Consider the following 15,963-nt stretch of genomic DNA (forward strand, 5'->3'; position numbering starts at 1 on the left):
GGCGGGCAGGCCAGGTGGGTCAGGGGCGCGACGGTCAGCGGCCCGCGAGCGAACCGCCGATGCCGCCGACGCTGAAGTACTTGTTGAGGGCCGAGAACACGATGATCGGCGGCAGCATCATGACGACCGCAAGTGCCATCACTCCGCCCCAGTCGGTCTGGTTCTGCTGAAAGAACGACTGGACGCCCATCGGGAGCGTGAAGACCTCGTTCGAGCGCAGGAAGACGATCGCGACGAGGTAGTCGTTCCACGCGAGGAGGAACGCGAAGATCGCGGTGGACAGCACCCCGGGGAGGCTGTTGCGCAGCACCACGCGGGTGAACGAGCCGAACACCGAGCAGCCGTCGATCCACGAGGCCTCCTCGAGGCTCACCGGGATCGAGTCGAAGTACGCGGCCATCATCCACGTGGCAACCGTCATGGTCGACGCAACGTACACGACCGTCAGACCAAGCAGGTTGTCCACGAGTCCCATGTTCGCGAAGAGGATGAACAGCGGGACCACGGACGTGATGATCGGCAGGGACTGCATGACGAACAGCAAGAGGGAGTAGCCCGAGACGGCCTTCGACCGGCCGCGCGAGAGCACGTACCCCGCGGGCGAGGCGACCGCGACCGAGACCACGACCGTGGCAAGCGTCACCATGAGGCTGTTCTTGAGCCACGTCGAGGCCAGCGTCTTCTGGAACACGCTCGCGAAGTTCTCGAACGTCGGTCCAGTCGTGGTGCTCGTCGACGCCGGGCTGAACGCGAGTACGAGCACGACGAGGATCGGGATGAGCACCACGACGGTGATGGCGAGGATGAGCGCGAAGCGCCACCAGCGCCCGCGCAGATCGGCCTCTGAGACGGTCCGACGCTTCCGGGGACTCGCCGAAAGCGATGAGGGCTCGGCGTGCGTGTGAAGGGCAGTGCTCATTCGACGCTCGACTTTCGGATCTGGCGGTACAGGACAGCGGAGATGGCCACGAGGGTGATGGTCATGAGGAACGCGATCGCGACGCCGGGACCGGTCTGGAAGTCCTGGAACACCGTGCGGTACGCGAGCACCACGAGCGAGGTCGTCGCGTCCACGGGCCCGCCGCCCGTGAGGAGGTAGATGGTCGGGAAGTCGTTGACGCAGAAGATCGTCATGAGGATCCACGAGATGTACGTGGACCGGGCGATAAGCGGGAGCGTGATGCCCGTGAACTGCTGCCACCTGCTCGCACCGTCCATGCTCGCCGCCTCGTAGACGGTGTTGTCGACCGAGGCGAGCGCGGAGCTCGTCATCATCATCATGAACGGGAAGCTGACCCACACCTTGAAGAGGCACACCATGACCGCGGACAGGATTGGGTCTGCGAGGAAGTAGGGCGCACCGATGCCGAGCGTGCGGAAGATCGTGGGGATCGGGCTGGTCGGCGTGGCCACGAGCCAGTTCCACGCCGTCGAGGAGACGACGATCGGCACGACCCAGGGCAGGAGCAGAAGGACTTTGAACGTTCCCCCTGCCGGGATGCGGGTGCGCAAGAGGAGGGCAAGCCCCATGCCGACGAGCCAAGATCCGAAGACACCCACGATCGTGAACACGAGCGTGAACTCAGCGGCCTTCCAGAACTTGGGCGAGGTGAGCACCTTGACGAAGTTGTCGCCACCAACGAATTGGCCCGTGTCGATGAGCGAGCCGTTGTGCGTGGCCTGGATCGCCGCGTACACGAGGGGGTAGCCGTGGATGAGGATGAGGAGCAGCACCGAGGGCAGGAGGAGCCAGAAGAACGTCCTCGTGGTCTGCGAGCTGAGCCTGCTCTTGCGTTGTGCGGTGGGCGGGCGGCCCGGCCCGCCGGGGGCAACGCCCCGGCGGGCCCGGCCGAGACCGGTCGTCGTCGTTGTGGTCACAGCCGCCTCCGGTCAGGACTTGAGGACGGACTGCAGGCCGGACTGGAACGTCTTGAGCGCAGTCTTGGCGTCCGCTTGGCCCGTGAGGATCGTCTGCGTGAACTGGTTGAGGGCCTGGCCGCCGTCGAGCGCCGCAAGGTTGGCGTTGAGGGACTTGCCTCGCGACGCAAACGTCTTGGCGATCGGCTGCCAGTCCTTGACGATCTTGACGTTGTTGGCGTCCTTGGCGAACTCGGGCGTCTCGGTGATCGATTTGAAGACCGGGAGCGAGTTCATGAGGCCCTGCTTCCACAGCTCCTTGATCTGTCCCATGTAGTAGACGAGGAATGCCTCGGACGAGGCCTGCGACGGCGTGTTCTTGTACATCATGATGTTGTTCGGGAACACGATGGTCGCCTTGTCGCCATGGGGGGCGGTCAGAGGATCGGCCACGAGAAGGTCTCCCGAGGTATCCCCGACGCGCTGCGGCGCGCCAACCTGGAAGAGGCCGAAGGCGGCCTTCTTGTCCTTCCACTGCGCCGACATGTTGTCGGTGGTGTAGCCGACACACGCTGGGTCGATGATGCCATTCGAACGAAGCTCGAGGATGAACTCGATGGCCTCGACGTTGCGGTCGTTGAGCAGGTCAAGCTGGCCGTCCTGCGTCCACACGCCACCGCCGTTGTTGACCATCATCATGATCATGGTGTGGTTGCCGTAGTTGTTGCCGGCGCCCGAGCCCGTCATGAAGCCGAAGGCGCCGATCTTCTTGAGCGCCTTGCCTGCCTCGAGCAGCGAGGGCCAGTCCTTCGGAAGGGCAACGCCCGCTTGGTCGAACAGGGACTTGCGGTACCAGAACATGCGCATGTCGAGCTGCCACGGGATAGCGATGTAGCCCTTGTCCGACTTGAACGGGTCGAGCACCCCGGGGAGGAAGTCGTCGTACATGCCGTTCTTCTTGAGCGCGTCGACCACGCCGTCGGCGTACGCGATCTGCCCCTGCTGCTCGAACTGGAAGGCCTGGAAGCCGCCACCAGTGGAGACGGCCGGGCCGGTCTTCGACGCGATCGCCGAGGAGAACGTCTGGTAGAAGTTGTTCCACTGGATGATCTGGTACGAGGCCTTGAGGTTGCCCGAGGACGGCGAGTAGCCCTCGACGAGCTTCTTCGCGGCGTCGTTGTAGGCCGGGGTTCCCCACGGCATATCCCAGAACTTGATCTCACCGCTGCTGCCGCCGGAGGCGGAGCCGCCGCCGCACGCGGCGAGCGCCGGGACGGCCGCCGCAGCGGCCGCGAGGCCGAGGAAACCGCGGCGGGAAAACGGTTGGCGCGAGAACGTAGTCCGGTCAGAGGTCATCGTTGGTCCTTCGTCATTGAGGGTGGCTGGGTGGTTAAGGGCGGCTGGGCGGGTTGACGGCGGCTGGGCGGGCTAAGGGCGGCTGGGCGGGCTAAGGGCGGCTGGGCGGGTTAAAGGATGGGTGTCAGAGCGGCAACGCGGTGAAGCTCCGCGACGTCCGCCGAGAGGGCTTCCCCGGCGGCGATCGCGACGGCCCGCCGCCAGCTTGCGCGGCGGGAGGTCTCCCACAGGGTCGGCAGGAGGCGTTCGCCGTCCGGGCCGACAATCCGGACCCCGGCCGGGGCGGCCGTGTCCGGGGAGGGCACTTCGGCGGTCAGCCCGCCGTCGTCGGTCAGGAGCCGCAGCCGCAGAGCGGCGGGCGCGGCGTCCGTCACGACGATCGCGAGCGCAAGCGGCGCGCGGGCCCCCTGCGGCCCCGCGAGATCGCCCGCGAGATGCCACCCCGCGGCGTCGCGGTGCAGCGTCCGCAGGGGCGTCACCTCGCCGGCCACGCGGACGACGGCGGTGAGCGCGTCGAGCAGCGCGGCGTCGAGGTCGGTGCTACTCGGCACAGACAGGGTCGCCTCAGCGAACACCGCGCGCCCCCGCAGAGGCGCCGCGGCCTCGGCCGCGGCGAGGACGCCCGGGTTCGCGGCGAAGTCCCACGCGAGCACGAGCCTGGATTCAGCCCCGGCCGGGAACTCGGGATCGTCCGTGGCGGGCGAGCCGACGACGGCGGCGAGCGCCCCGCCGTCGAACGCCGCCTGCGCGCGGCCCGCCCAGCCAGCAGAGCCGGACACGGACGCGAGCTCGGGCGCGCCTTCCCGCGCGGGTGCTAGTGAAAGGGGCAGCGACGCGGCGATCTCGGCGAGGCCCGCCGTCTGCGTGGCGTCGACGGTGAACGTGCTCATGCTGCGGCCTCCAGGACGTGGGCCCGGGCGCCGTCGACGATCGTGAGGGCGAAGCGGAGGTCGTCGATGAGCGTGCCCGCGTCGGGGGCCTGCTCGGTTCCGGCGACGATCCCGGCGATCCTCCGCCACTCGCCCTCGTAGCCGTTGTGCCCGAAAGGGCCTGCCACCGTGGTGGACCCCGAGGCGGTCAACTCCGCGACCGCTGAGCCCGCCTGGACATACGACGGCGTGAACGTCACCTTGAGCGCGGAGTCGGGGCCGATGGCCTCGAACGTCCAATCGGGTTTCCAGGTCGCGTTCATCGCGAAGGTCAGCTCGATCGTGCGGCCGCTGGCACGGAGGAGGAACTCGTAGCCGAACGGCTTGACCAGCTCCGCGCGGAGCACCTCGAGGTCGTCGAACGTCGGGACGAAGCGGCGCACGAGCGGCAGGTCGTGGATCGCGAGGCCCAGGATGCCGCCCTCGAGCGCCGCGGCGATCACGGCAGGCTCGGAATAGTCGGGGCGGCTGGGGGCCGGCCTGGCAATGACCTCGGTCGCGAAGTCCTCGAACCGCGGGTTCGGCGGCAGCACCACCGAAGAGCGCAGCGTGTGGGCGGTCTCCGGGAGGCTGCCCATGAGCCGCTCGGCGGCGAGCCAACCGGGGTCGAAGGTGTGCATCGCTCCGACGACGATCGGTACGCCCGTCTCGGCGGAGACCGCGGCGATCTCGGCGGCTTCCTCGGCGGAGACGGCGAACGGCTTCTCGCACAGGACGGCCTTCTTGCCCGCGCGGCAGGCCGCGATGACCTGGGCGGCATGGAACTTGTGGGGGCTGCAGATCGCCACGACGTCCACGCCGGGATCGGCGAGGAGCTCGTCCATCGAGGCGGAGTGCCTGGCGCCGACGCGGCCTGCGACGGAGGAGGCCACTGATTCGTCGACGTCCATGACATGGGCCACGGCGAACAGCTCAGTAAGGCGGGAAAGGCTGGGGAGGTGGATCGCTTGCGTCACGGGACCCGCACCGAGGAATCCGACGCCGATGCGCGTCCGTTCCCCGGATCGAGGGGCGTTGGGCATCTTTGCTCCTGACTTCCGTAGCTCGTGTGAGCTGCTTCACTCGGCAGCGTAGAACCACTTTTGACGATGCGCAAGCAAAAGTTGGAAGTTCGGCGTCGTACTTTTGGTTTATGGATTTGCGGAAGCCCCTGTGGGACACTGGCCTGCATGGCTGACGACCAAGGCAACGGGCACCGCGCGCTCGCTGCTACCGCCCCCGGCGAACAAGGTTCCGCCGCGACGGTCTATCGCGCCGGCGACCTGTTCCAACTGCTGCGCGACGGAAAGCCGTGGACCCGTGCGCAACTCGCCATGACCACGGGCCTTGCCCGGTCCACCGTCGCGGGCAAGGTCGATCTCCTGCTGAATTCCGGGCTCGTCGTGTCCGTGGGCGAGGCGCTCTCGAGCGGCGGCCGCCCGCCGTCGCGCTTTGCCTTCCACGCGCAGGCGCGCGCGGTCCTCGCGGTCGACGTCGGCGCGAGCCACGTGCGCGTGGCACTCACCGACCTCAACGGCGACGTGCTCGCGGAGGAGCGCACCGCGCTTCCCGTCGCATCGGGCCCCGAGGCCGTACTCGGCTACGTGATCGAGTCGGGGAGGCGCCTCCTCGGCGAGGTTCACCAGCCCGAAATGCTCCTGGCCGGCGTCGGGATCGGGCTCCCGGGGCCCGTGGAACACGCGACTGGCCGGCCCGTGAAGCCGCCGATCATGCCTGGATGGGACGGCTTCGACGTGGTCGGATTCGTGCAGCGGGCGCTCCCCGTGCCCGTGCTCGTGGACAACGACGTGAACATCATGGCGCTCGGCGAGCGCGCCGGGTACTGGCCCGGCGTCGACGATCTGCTGTTCATCAAGGTCGCGACCGGCATCGGCTCGGGCATCATCAGCAGCGGCCAACTCCAGCGCGGCGCGGACGGCACCGCAGGCGACCTCGGGCACGTGCGCGTGGCGCGCGGTGAGGGCGTCGTGTGCCGGTGTGGGAACATCGGGTGCCTCGAGGCGCTCGCCTCGGGCGCCGCCGTCGCCCGTGCTCTGGCCGCCCACGGCGTGCCGGCGGAGACCGGCGGGGATGTCGTGGGGCTCGCCGCGCACGGCAACATCGCAGCGATCCAAGCCCTGCGGCAGGCTGGGCGCGACATCGGTGAAGTCCTCGCGACGTGCGTCAATCTGCTCAACCCGAGCGTGATCGTGATCGGCGGCTCGATGGCGGCCGCGGGCGAGCACGTCATGGCTGGGGTGCGCGAGGTGGTCTACCAGCGCTCGCTGCCGCTCGCCACGACGAACCTGAGGATTGTCCTCTCGCGCGCCGGCGAGCGCGCCGCCGTCATGGGGGCGAGCCAGCTCGTGTCCCAGCACATCCTCTCCCCCACGGGCATCGAGGCGACCCTCTCGGCGAGCGCCGGCTAGGGCCTCTCTGACGCTCTAAGCCACCGCGGCAGCCTCCGCAAGGCGACCGTCCACCATCTCGAGGACGCGGTCACAGTGGCCGAGCACGTCGTGATCGTGTGTGACCATAAGCACCGCGACGCCGAAACGCGCGGCCTGCTCAGCGAGGAGCCCCACGACTTCCGCGCTGCGCCGCCGGTCGAGCGCGGCGGTCGGCTCGTCGACGAGGAGCAGCGGCGGCCTGTTGACGAGCGCCCGCGCGATCCCGATCCGCTGCCGTTCGCCGCCGCTCAGCTGCCCGGGCCGGTGGCCCGCGCGGTGTTCCATCCCGACAGCGCGGAGGAGCGGCTCGGGGTCCAGGCCGCGGTTCCCGGCGAGACGCGCCGCGAGGCGGAGCTGGTCTGCCGCGGTCAGAGCCGGGATGAGGTTGCCCGACTGGAAGACGAAGCCGATGTTCTCGAGCCGGAAGCGGGCCGCCGCTCCGGTCCCGAGCCCCGAGACGTCGGTTCCCTGGACGCGCACCGAGCCCGACGTCGGGGCGGAGAGGAGCCCCGCGACGGCGAGGAGCGAGGACTTCCCCGAGCCGGACGGGCCGACGACGGCGGCGAACTCGCCCGGCTCGACGCGGAGCGAAACGGAGTCGAGGGCGCGGACGCTCGCCTCGCCGTCGCCGAGGTCGAGGACGACGTCGGTCAGGTCGAGGGCAGGGACGGGCCGGGCTGGGGTGGGCGGGACGGGATTGACGTTCATCGGTTTCCTCCGAGGGCTGTAAGGGGATCGACGCGGGCGATGCGCAGGATGGCGACGCCGGCGCCCGCGAGGCCGAGCCCGATCGTCAGGGCGGTCGCGACCGCGACGGGCGCCGGCTCGAGGCTGAAGGGGGCCGTTGAGGGCATGAGGGCTCCCAGCACGACGGCGGCCCCCACGCCCAACGCTGTGAACGCACCCAGCAGCATCGCGGCCTGCGCAAGGCCGTCCCGCAGGAGATAGCCGGCCGAGGCGCCGATGGCGCGCAGGACCGCGAGCTCGTGCTTTCGTTGGATGGTCCAGACCGTGAAGAACGCGCCGACGACGAGCGAGCTGATCGCGTACAGGAACACCTGGATCATCGTGAGTGTGAGCGTCTCCGGCTGATAGCCGGGCGAGGCGTTGAACGCCTGGGGTTTGGTCATCGAGACGGTTCCGGCCCGCGCGTCGATCGCCGCGAGATCCGGCGTCGCGCCCGCCGCAGACCGGACCGCGACGGCGCTCGCGTAGCGATACGCGACGGCGTCGACCTGGGCCTGCGCCGGCGGGCCAGGCTTGGCGGCGCCGGACGCGATGAGGCGCCATGTGGCGAGGGGAAGGTAGGCGACGTTGACGTGGCCGAACGTCGCCTGGCCCTTCGTGAAGCCGACCACGGTCAGCTCGACGCCGATTCGGTCGAGCGTGACGGTGCTCCCGAGGTCGAGGCCTTTGGCCCGCGCCGTCTCCGAGACGACGATCCCGGCCGGCCCGGACAGGCTCTCGCCGCGCGAGACGGCGGGAGAGAGGAAGCCCGAAGGCTCGACGCCGAAGAGCGTGAGGTCGGTCTGCTGCCCGTTGGCCGTGCCGTGGACTGAGCTCACGCCCAGGGGTTCGGCCGCGGCGACGCCCGGCGTGTCCTTCCATGCGGCGAGCTGCTGCGGGTCGACGAGGGATCGGCTGAACGCGTTGTCGGTGATCGTGCCCTTGCTGAAGGCGAAGCTTGTGGCGGGCATCGAGCGCAGGCCGGATACGCCGTCGTTCGTGAGGCCCGCAGCGAGCCCCGACAGCAGGACGACGAGCAGCGCGATGAGCGAGATCACGGCGCCCATGAGGGCGAACCGCCCTCGGGCAAAGCCGAGTTCGCGGAGTGCGAGGAACATGGAACCCCTTGGAGACATGTTGTCGATATCATGCTGACGAATCGTCAGTAACTTGACGACAGTATGTCCTCAAACCGGCTCAGGAGTCAAAAGCCCGAAGTCAGCAAGGAGCCGCCGCGAGGAGCTCATCGAGCGTGGTTTTCAGTTCGCCCTTTCGCACGATCGCGAGGCGCTCGAGCGACTGGCTGACGCGTGTCGTGGTGGGGGTGGCCGAGGGCAGCATCGAACTCGAGAAGTCGGCTCCGACCCTGGCGGCGCATCTTCGGCCGGCCGCGGCAATTCCTCCCGCCTGACGGCGTCTAGGGACTTTGGGCCCTGTAGCTGGGGCGCCTCTTGTGGGGATCCTTGTCTTTCACCACTTTTCACGGCTCCGGCCGAAAGAGCTGAGCGCGCCGTGGACCCGCCGAGAGGAGATCTGTGGATTCCGAACGCCGACACCGTCCGACCGATTCCGAAATCTTCACGCTGCAGGAACGCCTGCTTGCGTCCCTCATGAAAGCCGGCCTGAGCGAACAGCAGGCCCGCGCCCAGATAGCCCGGCTCTCCGCCGGGGATGTCTGGGGCGGCTGATCACTACCCCTTCATACAGCCGGCGCCGGCACACGAACTCGACGAGGAGTTCGGGTGGCGGCGCCGGCTGACTTATTTGCGGGGGATTGCACTGGACAGTTGCCCTATGGGTAATCATAGAGTTTGTTTGGAGAAAACTCGTCAGTAACTTTCCGTGGGTTTCGGGGAATTTGAGATTCAAGGTCTCAGAATCGACAAGGGGGAGCATGCGCGTTACGTCATTCCGCGCCGTCGCCCTCTTCCGCTCCGCACTCATCGCCGCTGGCCTAGGCATTGGCTGGCTGCTGCTCTCCGGCGCGGCCGCCTCCGCCTCGAGCGATCTGCTCGGCACGCCGGTCGCGTCCCCCGTGACGTCCGCCGTCGCGGCGGTCACCGCGCCGGCCGAGCGCACCGCCGCGACCGTCGCCCCCGCCGTGCCGCGCGCGCTGGGCACCGCGGGCAGGGCAGTCCAGCAGACGACGACGGGGCTCGCCACCGTCGTCGAATCGACCCCCGCCGCTGTGGCTCCCGTCCTCACCGGCCCGCTCGCTCCGCTCTCCCCCGCCGTCGGCAAGACTGCCTCGGGTGCCGGTGAAGCGATCACAAGCCTCGGCACCGCCGTCGGCACGGTAGTCGGCGCCCAGGCTCCGGCGAGCGCCGAACCCGCCGCCAGCACCGCTGCGGGTCCCCTGCCGCGTTCCGCGGCCGCGCCGGCGGTCGCCGCCCTCGCCAGCGTCGGCGCGGAGTCACCCGCCTGGCCGCCCGTCGCGGCCGCGCCCGGCACCCACGCCACCGCGGGCGTGACGGCTCCGGCGGCTCCCTCCGGGGATCCCACCAACGTGGTCGCGCCGGCTCAACTCCCTAGCGGGGTTGGCGACGGCGAGACGACGGGTTCCGCCGGTCCATCGGCCGGTCCCGCCGCACTGGCGTCCGCATTCTTCCTCGCTCCCCTGCTCGCGGCGTCCAGCCGCCTACGGCCTTCGAGCGAGCACCTCCCCTCTTCCCCCGCGTTCGATCCCGGCTCCACTCCCGACTGACAGGGGTCGAGTCTGCCCTTGAGGCGGACACGTCCGGCCCTGCGCGCCCACTGCGCGCCCCACTGTCCAGTCTGGAGATGACACCGTGAATACCCTTGCCCGCCGAGTGCTGCTCGGCGCGGTCATCGCCGGAGGCCTCATGGGCCTCGGCGAGGCAGCCGCCTCAGCAGCCACCCCACCCATCGCCACGGTCACGGCCCCCGTCGTGCCCGCAACCGCAACCGTGGCCGACCTCGCCGTCGTCAACCCGACCGGCACCAGCACCAGCACCAGCACCACGCCGACCACCCCGGTCACCACCAGCGCCCCGCTCGCAACCGTCACCGCACCCGCCGTCCCGGCAACCGCGAATGTCGCCGACCTCGCGGCAATCAACCCGACCAGCGCGGGGACCACCGCCACGGCGCCCGTCGCAACCGTCACCGCCCCAGCGGTCCCGGCGTCGGGCACCGTGACCCCGGGTCTCCCGGGCGCTGGCACGGCTCCGGCGGTCGTGCTCAACCCGGCTACGACGGACGCCGGCAGCACGGCGGGCGCAACCGGCAGTGCCGGTGGCCCCGCAGCCAACACCACGACGTCGGCATCGGTGGGCGGGGCCGGCAACGGCACGGCGTCCGCCGTCGACCCGAGCGCGGCCGGCACCGCTGCCTCCGGTCTGGGCTTCCAGGCCTCCGGCGTCCAGGACGGCAGTCGCGGCCTCAACATCCAGACGGCCGCGGAAAAGCAGGCAATGCACAGCCTGCCGATCTGGGCGCTCATGGTGCTGGGCGGCCTTCTGATCGCGGGCCTCGCGTACCTCGCCACCGCGCGTCGCATGCGTCGGAGCTAGTCCGGCCCACAGGGCGGGCGCGGTCGCGCGTCCACCGGTAACCGACGCCGCCGCACGGGCCATCAAGCGCCCGGCGTCATGTGGTACTTCGCTGCCGTGTCCCGGAAGACGCAGCACGGCCACGCCCGCCCGCAGCTCGCGCATTGTCCCTCGATGAGACTCCCGATGGGCGTGTGCACGGTGGCGAACAGGGCATCGAGCTCCGCGTCAACATTCGGGATCCTCGTATTCAGGACCACCGAGCCCGTCTCCTGGGCCCGGATCCTCTTCACGAGTTCCTCACGAAATGCGGCATCAGCTTTCACGACGCAAGACCTCCCCATCCAGGAACTGCCGACGCCAACATTCTGGAACCGTGGTGGCGCCGGAGACACGAGTGGTCGGTACGTGATTGGATCCGAGGCCGGCACTTGCGCCAATACCCCTGAGTACGCACCGCGGCATCGCCGAGCACCCACTTGCGCAACGCGTTAGTAACCACTAACGTATTTCGGATGACGGCCCTCTGGGTGCTGCCGACCGAGAACGGCACGACGTAGGGTTTCCTCGGGATCATCCCGAAGGTGCTCTTCCTGGTCACCCCGGGAAGAGCCGCCCATGTCGAACGCGCCAGGATCAGCGCCCACGCCTAACCCCCAACAGAATCAACCACGCAAGGAGAATCCAGATGGCTAAGTACCTCCTTCTCTACCGTTCGGACGTCAGCGCGGCCGAGCAGATGATGGGCGCCACCCCCGAGGAGGCCCAGGCGGGCATGCAGGCCTGGATGGATTGGTTCGGCAAGGCCGGCGAGGCCGTCATCGATGGCGGCTCGCCCGTCTCCGGCGACGACCAGACGATCGGCGGCTACTCCGTCCTCCAGTCCGATTCCCGCGAAGCCCTCGACTCGCTCCTCGAAGACCACCCGCACCGGAAGGTCGGCACGATCGAGGTCCTCGAGTTCCTGGCCGCGCCGGGAATGTGACCCACGAGCACCAACAACGGCGGCGTCCCTGGCATCAGGGGCGCCGCCGTCGTTCTGTTCCACACTTGTAAAACAGCGCCTAGGATTGGTGTCATGACGGCATCGATCGGTTTCCGCCCCACGCCGGACGACGAGCGCATTCTTCACGAAGCCGCACGGCCCGGTGAGACCACGTCCGACACCCTCCGCCGGGCTCTGCGGTTGCTTGACCATGAGCGATGGCTCGAGCAGTTCCGGTCGGATGCCGAGGCGCTCAAGGGCGAAGACCTCAACGCGGAGCCGGAAGCCTGGTGATCCGCGGGGCCGTGTACCGAATCGACCTCGGCCGCCCGCGAGGGCATGAGCAAGGGGGCAAGCGGCTGGGCTTGGTGATCTCTCCGTCGGAATCGCCTCTCTCGGTCGTAACGGTGGTCCCAACCTCGACGTCGGTCGGCCCTTCCATCCACCGTCCCGAAGTTGAGATCGCGGGACGGCTGACCCGAATCCTCGTCGATCAAGTCCGCTCGATCGACGTGGACTACCTCGTCGGGGACCCATTCGACTACTTGACCCGAAATGAATTCGCCGGCGTGGAACTCGCTCTCGCCCAATATCTCGGACTCCAGGACACGGCCCCGCCAAGGAACCGCTGAGTCCTTACCGCGGGCCAGCACGCTCGAGTGGGCGCGGCGAATCGTGGCCGACCTCGAGGAGGGACGGCTGGCCTGGACCGCCGAGGAACTGTACTCCAAGGCGGCCGAGGCAGGCACTGAGGATGCCAGTACCCACGGCGCGCCGGAAGATTCCAGAAAATAGTCCGCCGCGGTGTCCGATTGAGGCACAGACGTTCGTTGCAAGGGTGAGAGGCCGCCGGCACCGGCGTCCCCCAACCAAAGGAGATGGTCCAGATGCAGTATCTGGTTTCCGTGATCAACACCAGCACCGACCTCGCCACGGATGAGGAGCAGGCGGCGATCGACGTGTTCAACGACCGGCTCATTGCCGAGGGCAACTGGGTCTTTGCCGGCGGCCTCGGGGGCCCCGATTCGGCGACGGTCATCGACAACCGGGACGAGCAGCCCGTGGTGACGGACGGGCCCTTCGTCGAGACGAAGGAGTACATCGTGGGCTTCTGGATCCTCGAGGCTCCCGACCTCGACGTCGCGCTCAAGCTGGCCGCCGAGGGATCCAAGGCCTGCAATCGGAGGGTAGAGGTGCGTCCGTTCCTGTGAGCGCGATCGACGCCCGGGACGCGATCACCCGAGCCCACCGCGAGGAGTGGGCGCGGGTGGTCGCCTCCCTGACCCGGCGTTTCGGCGACCTCGACATCGCCGAGGAGGCGGCGGCCGAGGCGTTCGCCGCCGCCGTGGAGCGATGGGCGGACGACGGCGTACCCCCTCACCCGGGCGCCTGGCTCACCACCACGGCGAACCGGAAGGCCATCGATCGGATCCGGCGCGAGGCGAAGCGCACCGACAAGCACCAGGAGGCTCAGGCGTTGTACGACGACGACCCGCCCGAGCCGATCGGCGCCATCGAGGACGAGAGGCTCCGGCTCATCTTCACGTGCTGCCACCCCGCCCTCGCGATGGAGGCCAGGATGGCACTGACGCTGCGCCTGGTCGGCGGCCTGACGATGCCCGAGATCGCGCGGGCGTTCCTCGTACAGGAGGACGCCATGGGACGGCGCATCACCCGGGCGAAGGCCAAGATCAAGGCGGCCCGCATCCCCTACCGGGTGCCGTCGGCGGAGGATCTGCCGGCCCGGGTTTCCGGCGTGCTCGCCGTGCTCTTCCTCGTCTTCAACGAGGGCTATCTCGCAACGGGGCCTGACACCGACCCCGTGCGCCCGGACCTGACCGCCGAGGCGATCCGGCTCACCCGCCTGATCCGCACCCTCCTGCCCGACGACGGCGAGGTGGCCGGGCTCCTCGCGCTCATGCTCCTCATCGAGGCGCGCAGCACCGCCAGGTTCTCCGCAGACGGCGAACCTGTCCCGCTCGACCGGCAAGACCGGGCGGCCTGGGACGCGGCGCTCATCGCCGAAGGGCATCGGCTGGTCCGAGAGCGGCTCGCCACCGGCGACGCCCCGGGTCGCTACCAGCTCCTCGCGGCGATCAACGCGGTGCACACCTCCGCGGACGACGCGCGGGACACCGACTGGTCACAGATCGTCGCCCTCTACGACCAGCTCGTCCGCCTCGACCCCTCGCCGATCATCGCGCTCAACCGTGCCGTGGCGATCGCCGAGCTCGACGGCGCTGAGGTGGCCTTGGCCGCCGTCGTCCGTCTTGAAGCCAAGCTCGCGGGCTACCGCGCCTACCACGCGACCCGCGCCGATCTGCTGCGCCGGCTGGGACGCAACCTTGAAGCGCGCGCCGCGTACACCGCGGCCATCGAGCTGGCGGGCAACGGCGCCGAGACCGCCTACCTGACTCGGCGCCGCGACGAGCTCATCTAGCGCCCGCGATCAGCCGGCGGTCTCCCCCCGGGGCGACCCTTGGCCGTTGGGAGACGCCTGCTTCGCCTGCACGTCAGCAAGCACGCGGGCGTGGATCTCTTCGGAGAGCACGTGGATGAGCTTCGTGAGCTCGGTGTTCTCCGTCAGCAGGGTCTCCTGCTCGCGGTAGTCGCGGTCTGCCTTGGCCTGCTGGAAGGCTGCCTGCCGATTCTGCCCGATCATGACGAAGGTCGAGAGGAAGATCGCCTCGAGCGAGACGACGAGCGTCAACGTCGGCCACGGCGACGGCTCGACCCACAGCATCCACACCGCGAAGAGCACGATGTGGATGTAGACGAACCACATGGAGCCGGCGAAGGACGTGATCGCGTCGGCGATGCGAAGCTGCAGGCTGGCCGCGCGACGCTCGGCCTCCGCCAGCACCGCCGGGTGGAGCGCCGAGAGATCGGCCCTCTTCAGCAGCAGTCGCGGGCGCAGGTGTGGGGCTGGGTGCTTCACGGTGACGGTGGTGGTGCCAGCAGCCTGGGTCATGGAAGTCTCCGAGGTGTGAGGCGGGCCGGTCCCGCCGGTCTAGGACTGAGCCTAGACGGCGGCGTGTGAAATGCTCGGATACGTGGCGGACGAACCGACAGCAGAAGAATCCTGGACCTCACGCGGCCGGCGCGTGGTGCACAGCGGGCGCATGACGTTGGCGAAGCATTCCGTCAGGCTCCCCGACGGCACCGAGAGCGAGTACGAGGTCGACGAAAGCGCCCCGTTCGCCGTGGCGACACTGCTCTACGACGGCGAACACGTCTTCCTGACCCGCCAGTACCGGTATCCGATCGACCAGTGGATCTATGACCTGCCCGGCGGCGCCGGCGATCCCGGCGAGGAACCGGCCGAGGCAGCGCGCCGCGAACTCGAGGAGGAGCTTGGGCTCGTCGCGCAGGATCTGCGCCCGTTGCACACCTTCTACACCAACCCCGGCCGCTCGGCCTGGCCCGTCCACCTCTTCACGTGCACGTCCACGACTGTCGGCACCGCACACGTCGACGACCCCGCCGAACAGATCAGGCTTGTCCGGATGCCGCTGGCGCGGCTCGACGCTCTCCTGGCGGCTCACCAGATCGTCGACTCAAGCCTCCTGATCGCGCGCGCGATGGCCGCCGTCACGGGCTTCCTGCCGCCCATCCGACCACGTCGGTGACCGAGGACGGCCTCGCCTCGACTCGGAGCGGGACAGCGCCAACGCCGCGGACGCCATCCGCAAGAAAGGGAGCCACCATGCCGGCCATTCCTGTCGAGCCCGATGCGATCAGCTGCGCGACGTGCGGTGTCGAATTCGGCCTCGAACGCGACGCACTGCCCGAGGTCTGCCCCATCTGCGCCGACGAGCGGCAGTACGTCCCCGCCACCGGCCAGGCCTGGATCACACAGGCGGAATGGGCCAGCCACGCCGAAGTTCGAGTCACTGAGCTCGGGCCGGACCAGTGGGGCATCACGGCACAGAACGTCGGCATCGGCCAGACGATGCAGCTCGTGCGCACCCCTGCCGGCATTCTCCTCTGGGATCCCACCGGATTCGTCGATCTGGGGACCGCGGAGTTCATCCGCTCGCTGGGGCCCGTGCTGGCGATCGTTGCCAGCCATCCCCACATGTACGGCGCGCAGGTGGGGTGGTCACGCGCCGTCGGCCGTCCCCCGACGGCGCCGACCTCAAGGTGCAGGAGTCGGCGCAGCGGCAGAT

General features: G+C 69.2%; 19 protein-coding genes. 10 read left to right on the plus strand and 9 right to left on the minus strand.

Annotated elements, in window-relative coordinates; all coding sequences use genetic code 11:
• Positions 1 to 34: 34 nt before the first annotated feature.
• The 5 genes from ACOKR1_RS20140 to ACOKR1_RS20160 all read right to left on the minus strand — a co-directional run bounded on the left by ACOKR1_RS20140 (position 35) and on the right by ACOKR1_RS20160 (position 5,164).
• A complete protein-coding gene (locus tag ACOKR1_RS20140; RefSeq protein WP_422934656.1) occupies positions 35 to 919 on the minus strand; it encodes a carbohydrate ABC transporter permease in 885 nt (294 codons plus the stop codon).
• On the minus strand, positions 916 to 1,878 hold the full coding sequence (locus ACOKR1_RS20145) for a carbohydrate ABC transporter permease (protein WP_422934657.1): 963 nt from the start codon (positions 1,876 to 1,878) through the stop codon (positions 916 to 918). Before ACOKR1_RS20145 ends, ACOKR1_RS20140 begins: the two co-directional genes overlap by 4 nt.
• 12 nt (positions 1,879 to 1,890) lie before the next feature.
• Positions 1,891 to 3,213, minus strand: coding sequence for an ABC transporter substrate-binding protein (locus ACOKR1_RS20150; RefSeq protein ID WP_422934658.1), 1,323 nt, complete (start codon positions 3,211 to 3,213; stop codon positions 1,891 to 1,893).
• Positions 3,214 to 3,323: 110 nt separating this feature from the next.
• Positions 3,324 to 4,103 carry a hypothetical protein gene (locus tag ACOKR1_RS20155; RefSeq protein ID WP_422934659.1) on the minus strand — a complete coding sequence of 260 codons (780 nt, stop codon included), beginning with the start codon at positions 4,101 to 4,103 and terminating at the stop codon, positions 3,324 to 3,326.
• Positions 4,100 to 5,164, minus strand: a complete 1,065-nt coding sequence (locus tag ACOKR1_RS20160; RefSeq protein WP_422934660.1) for a Gfo/Idh/MocA family protein — start codon at positions 5,162 to 5,164, stop codon at positions 4,100 to 4,102. Before ACOKR1_RS20160 ends, ACOKR1_RS20155 begins: the two co-directional genes overlap by 4 nt.
• Positions 5,165 to 5,311: 147 nt before the next feature.
• Between ACOKR1_RS20160 and ACOKR1_RS20165 the strand changes: the two genes are divergently transcribed.
• Entirely contained in the window at positions 5,312 to 6,550 is a 1,239-nt protein-coding gene (locus tag ACOKR1_RS20165) for an ROK family protein (protein WP_422934661.1), read from the plus strand.
• A 15-nt stretch (positions 6,551 to 6,565) separates the two neighbouring features.
• On the opposite strand, the gene ACOKR1_RS20170 is transcribed toward ACOKR1_RS20165, so the two are convergent.
• Together ACOKR1_RS20170 and ACOKR1_RS20175 are read right to left on the minus strand one after the other, a co-directional pair.
• The gene (locus tag ACOKR1_RS20170) at positions 6,566 to 7,279 is read right to left on the minus strand and encodes an ABC transporter ATP-binding protein (RefSeq protein WP_422934662.1); all 714 of its coding nucleotides are present in this window, start codon (positions 7,277 to 7,279) and stop codon (positions 6,566 to 6,568) included.
• Positions 7,276 to 8,415: an ABC transporter permease gene (locus ACOKR1_RS20175; RefSeq protein ID WP_422934663.1), complete on the minus strand. Its 1,140-nt coding sequence runs from the start codon at positions 8,413 to 8,415 to the stop codon at positions 7,276 to 7,278. Before ACOKR1_RS20175 ends, ACOKR1_RS20170 begins: the two co-directional genes overlap by 4 nt.
• Before the next feature lie 417 nt (positions 8,416 to 8,832).
• On the opposite strand from ACOKR1_RS20175, the gene ACOKR1_RS20180 reads away from it, so the two are divergent.
• From ACOKR1_RS20180 to ACOKR1_RS20190, 3 genes are all read left to right on the plus strand, one after another.
• Positions 8,833 to 8,985 (plus strand): hypothetical protein, encoded by a 153-nt coding sequence (locus tag ACOKR1_RS20180; protein ID WP_415856760.1) that lies wholly within the window; start codon positions 8,833 to 8,835, stop codon positions 8,983 to 8,985.
• 206 nt (positions 8,986 to 9,191) lie between these two features.
• Positions 9,192 to 10,001, plus strand: coding sequence for a hypothetical protein (locus ACOKR1_RS20185; RefSeq protein ID WP_422934664.1), 810 nt, complete (start codon positions 9,192 to 9,194; stop codon positions 9,999 to 10,001).
• A gap of 85 nt (positions 10,002 to 10,086) precedes the next feature.
• Complete coding sequence (locus ACOKR1_RS20190) at positions 10,087 to 10,830, plus strand: hypothetical protein (protein WP_422934665.1); 744 nt, start codon at positions 10,087 to 10,089, stop codon at positions 10,828 to 10,830.
• A 62-nt stretch (positions 10,831 to 10,892) separates the two neighbouring features.
• On the opposite strand, the gene ACOKR1_RS20195 is transcribed toward ACOKR1_RS20190, so the two are convergent.
• Positions 10,893 to 11,102 (minus strand): hypothetical protein, encoded by a 210-nt coding sequence (locus ACOKR1_RS20195; RefSeq protein ID WP_422934666.1) that lies wholly within the window; start codon positions 11,100 to 11,102, stop codon positions 10,893 to 10,895.
• A gap of 395 nt (positions 11,103 to 11,497) precedes the next feature.
• Between ACOKR1_RS20195 and ACOKR1_RS20200 the strand changes: the two genes are divergently transcribed.
• The 5 genes from ACOKR1_RS20200 (at position 11,498) to ACOKR1_RS20220 (ending at position 14,234) form a co-directional block, all read left to right on the plus strand.
• On the plus strand, positions 11,498 to 11,794 hold the full coding sequence (locus tag ACOKR1_RS20200) for a hypothetical protein (protein WP_422934667.1): 297 nt from the start codon (positions 11,498 to 11,500) through the stop codon (positions 11,792 to 11,794).
• 93 nt (positions 11,795 to 11,887) lie between these two features.
• Positions 11,888 to 12,088, plus strand: coding sequence for a hypothetical protein (locus ACOKR1_RS20205; protein ID WP_422934668.1), 201 nt, complete (start codon positions 11,888 to 11,890; stop codon positions 12,086 to 12,088).
• Positions 12,013 to 12,426 (plus strand): type II toxin-antitoxin system PemK/MazF family toxin, encoded by a 414-nt coding sequence (locus ACOKR1_RS20210; protein WP_422934669.1) that lies wholly within the window; start codon positions 12,013 to 12,015, stop codon positions 12,424 to 12,426. The genes ACOKR1_RS20205 and ACOKR1_RS20210 overlap by 76 nt, the downstream gene beginning before the upstream one ends.
• Before the next feature lie 255 nt (positions 12,427 to 12,681).
• Positions 12,682 to 13,005, plus strand: a complete 324-nt coding sequence (locus ACOKR1_RS20215; protein WP_422934670.1) for a YciI family protein — start codon at positions 12,682 to 12,684, stop codon at positions 13,003 to 13,005.
• Positions 13,002 to 14,234, plus strand: a complete 1,233-nt coding sequence (locus ACOKR1_RS20220) for an RNA polymerase sigma factor (RefSeq protein WP_422934671.1) — start codon at positions 13,002 to 13,004, stop codon at positions 14,232 to 14,234. Before ACOKR1_RS20215 ends, ACOKR1_RS20220 begins: the two co-directional genes overlap by 4 nt.
• Positions 14,235 to 14,243: 9 nt before the next feature.
• Here the strand turns inward: ACOKR1_RS20220 and ACOKR1_RS20225 are convergent, their stop codons facing one another.
• Positions 14,244 to 14,765, minus strand: a complete 522-nt coding sequence (locus ACOKR1_RS20225) for a DUF1003 domain-containing protein (protein WP_422934672.1) — start codon at positions 14,763 to 14,765, stop codon at positions 14,244 to 14,246.
• A gap of 151 nt (positions 14,766 to 14,916) precedes the next feature.
• On the opposite strand from ACOKR1_RS20225, the gene ACOKR1_RS20230 reads away from it, so the two are divergent.
• Positions 14,917 to 15,423, plus strand: coding sequence for an NUDIX hydrolase (locus tag ACOKR1_RS20230; protein WP_422934673.1), 507 nt, complete (start codon positions 14,917 to 14,919; stop codon positions 15,421 to 15,423).
• Positions 15,424 to 15,963 lie beyond the last annotated feature (540 nt).

It is taken from the genome of Sinomonas sp. P47F7, from assembly GCF_049332655.1.
GTDB lineage: Bacteria > Actinomycetota > Actinomycetes > Actinomycetales > Micrococcaceae > Sinomonas.